This is a genomic window from Pirellulales bacterium (assembly GCA_035656635.1).
Classification (GTDB): Bacteria; Planctomycetota; Planctomycetia; order Pirellulales; family JADZDJ01; genus DATJYL01.
The window spans coordinates 1-3027 of sequence record DASRSD010000133.1 but is presented as its reverse complement, the minus strand read 5'-3'; the positions used below and the strand labels follow the sequence as shown (position 1 = coordinate 3027).

3 protein-coding genes and 1 tRNA gene are annotated in these 3027 nt (G+C 52.3%); 3 read left to right on the top strand and 1 reads right to left on the bottom strand.

What is annotated here, in order from left to right; translation table 11 throughout:
• Positions 1–437 precede the first annotated feature (437 nt).
• Positions 438–511, top strand: a tRNA-Asp gene (locus VFE46_12410).
• A 51-nt stretch (positions 512–562) separates the two neighbouring features.
• On the opposite strand, the gene VFE46_12405 is transcribed toward VFE46_12410, so the two are convergent.
• Positions 563–1468: a LysR family transcriptional regulator gene (locus VFE46_12405; protein HZZ28796.1), complete on the bottom strand. Its 906-nt coding sequence runs from the start codon at positions 1466–1468 to the stop codon at positions 563–565.
• 305 nt (positions 1469–1773) lie between these two features.
• On the opposite strand from VFE46_12405, the gene VFE46_12400 reads away from it, so the two are divergent.
• Both VFE46_12400 and VFE46_12395 read left to right on the top strand, forming a co-directional pair.
• Positions 1774–2232, top strand: coding sequence for a PPC domain-containing DNA-binding protein (locus tag VFE46_12400; protein HZZ28795.1), 459 nt, complete (start codon positions 1774–1776; stop codon positions 2230–2232).
• Positions 2213–3027, top strand: an 815-nt coding sequence (locus VFE46_12395; protein ID HZZ28794.1) for an alpha/beta hydrolase, incomplete at its 3' end; no start/stop codon positions are given. The genes VFE46_12400 and VFE46_12395, both read left to right, overlap by 20 nt.

The following is a 3027-nucleotide window of genomic DNA, read 5'->3' as shown; positions in this document are numbered from 1 at the left end:
ATCGAATGAATCGAGGAGATTGTGCGGAGTAGAGTCCCCTTCCCCGCCCTCAAATCCCTCGCTGCGCTCGTCGCTCATTATGGTTTGGGTCAATCCGCCGAACCGAGTGGCATTATAGCTTCATCACGCGCATTCGCAATCTACACTCGCGAAAACTTTCGGAGTTCGACGCCACCATTATACAAAATGTTCAACCAACCGCGACACAGAACGTCGCGTAAAATCCAAGTTCCAGATTCCAAACACCAAGGAATCCTCGATTCCCAAGCTTCAAAACAGAAAGTCGCGATTTGGAATTTGCTGTCTAGAGCTTCGCTGGTGATTGTTGATTGGGATTTGGTGCTTCCTGACGAAGAAGCGTGACACGATCGCTGATCGGAAGTTGCTTGTGCAGTTGCGGCGATATGCTGCTGCCACTAAAGTTCGCTTCTTCGTCAGGAGCCTTAGCTCAATTGGTTAGAGCGCCGCCCTGTCACGGCGGAGGTTGCGGGTTCGAGCCCCGTAGGCTCCGAGGTTTTTGTATTACAGAAACTATTCGGTAGGCCGTTCATGCGCAGCAACATCATTTCACAGACGCCACGTCCTTCGCGCACTGCCAGAATTTTTCCGCGGCCCAACTGAGGCGTCCTTTTCGCGCGACGATGCCGACCGAAAATGGCTTCGGCTCAGGAGTGAGGTGCAAGAACTTTATTCGTTTTCCGAAACTGTAACCAAAGTCTACCGCAACGGCAACGCCGCTTCCCGCTTCGACGACCGACAGGACGCCGGGCATGCTGTCATGTTCCTCGATGACGCGCGGTTTCTGTTTCACCTTCGAAAAGATGACCGAGAGTAAATCGTAGTAATTCGGATAGTCTTCGCGGGTGAGGCCAATCACCGGTTCGGCCGCAACTTCGGCAATCGGAATGGCGCGGCGGCGGGCAAAGGGATGCTGCGGGGCGACCGCCACGCAAACGCGTTGGCGGAACAACTCCTCATATCGCACATCGTGCAGCGCACCAGTCTTTGGGGAACGAGTTGTCAATCCGAGTTGAATCCGGCCATCGCGTATGCCAGCGAGAATGGTTTTGTTGCTCCAATCGTGCAATCTGACGTGCACCTTTGGCATCGCTCTCTGAAATCCCCGTAAGGTTTTGGGCAGAATTTCGGCGAATGGCGTCGGTGAGTAGCCGACGTGCAGGTCGGTCTCACCCGCAGTGGCAACTGCTCGCGCCTTTTTCACGCCTTCGTCAGCTCGTTGCAACACCGCGCGAGCTTCGTTCAAGAACGTGCGACCGGCCTCTGTTAGGCTGACCGATTTTGCCGTGCGTTTGAGCAGAAGGAAACCGAGCTCATCTTCAAGATCGCGAATCTGACGACTTAACGGCGGTTGAGAGACGTGAAGTTTCAGCGCCGCGCGCGAGACGTTCTCGGCCTCGGCGACAGCAACAAAGTAGCGGAGGTGCCTCAGTTCCACAGCCGCTTCCACATTACCTTTTGGGTATCCTCAGGCAACAAACATCGTCTTTCACAATGGCGTGGTGTTCGGCCGATCGTTGTTCAGAGAAAAGAAAAGAACCTATGACCAGAACCCTTGAAGCCACGGAAATGAAACAAGCCAGGATGCCGGATATCGACAAAGCAGTGGTGGTCACCGGAGCCAGTAGCAGCATTGGGGAAAGCACGGCACCGTCAACCTGCCAACGGAGGAAAAACAGTTAAACAAATGCACCCTCGCTAAACTCAATGAAACAAACACTGATATTAATATTGAGTAGTACAATCTCAGTCACGATGAATGCACAAACACTTCAAGGGAATCACTGGACCGCCAAAAGAGTCGAAGGCGCTTACACTGTCAGCATAGAGGATAGAGCTAGTATTTTGGATGCCTTAACTGACTTTATCACCTCTCAAAAAATTCAAGCCGGACAAGTTACCGGCATCGGAGCCACTAACGAGGCTACTCTACGCTTCTTTGACCCCAGCAGTAAGAAATATGTCGACAAGACTTTCAATGAACAAATGGAAATTTCTAACCTGTCTGGAAACATTTCCGAGGCCGAAGGCAAGTTGCTGTTACATCTACATATTACGCTCGGCAGAAAGGACTACACTGCCCTGGCTGGACACTTATTGGACGCAAAAATTCGCGGAGCTGGGGAATTTTTCGTTTACCCGATAAATTCTAAAGTCTTCAAAGTTAAGAACGAAGATGTAGGGCTTTATTTTTATGACTTTGCGCACCAATAGCGTTTATCCAAAAAGCGGAACCATGAACCGTCGAGAGATGCTCAAACTCTCATTGGCCGCTGCTTTAATGGGGGCGGCTATGAATCCAAAAGAGGTTCAAGCGACGCAAACTGTCGCCGCGAAACCCATATCTTTGCCCGAACTGCCTCCAAAGCCGCCGAAGGATATCACGCCGAAGCTTTTTCCCGGCTTTGAGCAGACTGAGGTTCGCACCAGCGGAGCCACCATCCCTGTTCTTCACAAAGGCGACGGACCACCGGTGCTCCTTCTGCATGGATATCCCGAGACCCACGTTACCTGGCACAAAGTAGCGCCGAGGCTCGCTGAGCGGTTCTCGGTCTACGTACCTGATCTACGAGGATACGGAGATTCAAGCCGCCCAACCGATGGAGATCGCCACGTCAATTATTCTTTCCGCGCAATGGCGTTGGACCAGATCGAGGCGATGCGTCATTTCGGGCACGAGCAGTTCTTTGTGGGTTCCCACGATCGGGGTGCTCGCGTTGCCCATCGACTGTGTCTCGATTTCCCCAAAAACGTCACAAAGGTTTGTCTCATGGACATCGCTCCGACGTTGACGATGTATCGAGAAACGAACCAAGAGTTTGCGACGAGGTACATGTGGTGGTTCTTCCTTATCCAAGCGGCGCCCACGCCAGAACATTTCATTGGGCTCGATCCTCAGTACTATCTGGAAGTGGTCCTTGGCGCGCTAAACAAGACGCCCGGAGCTATCACACCCGAAGTAGTGAACGAGTATCTTCGATGCTTTTGCTGCACATCGACGATCCATGC

What these genes read in the sequence shown, in the direction of transcription:
- VFE46_12400 (HZZ28795.1), top strand. Translation starts at nt 1,774, where the DNA reads ATGAATGCACAAACACTTCAAGGGAATCACTGGACCGCCAAAAGAGTC.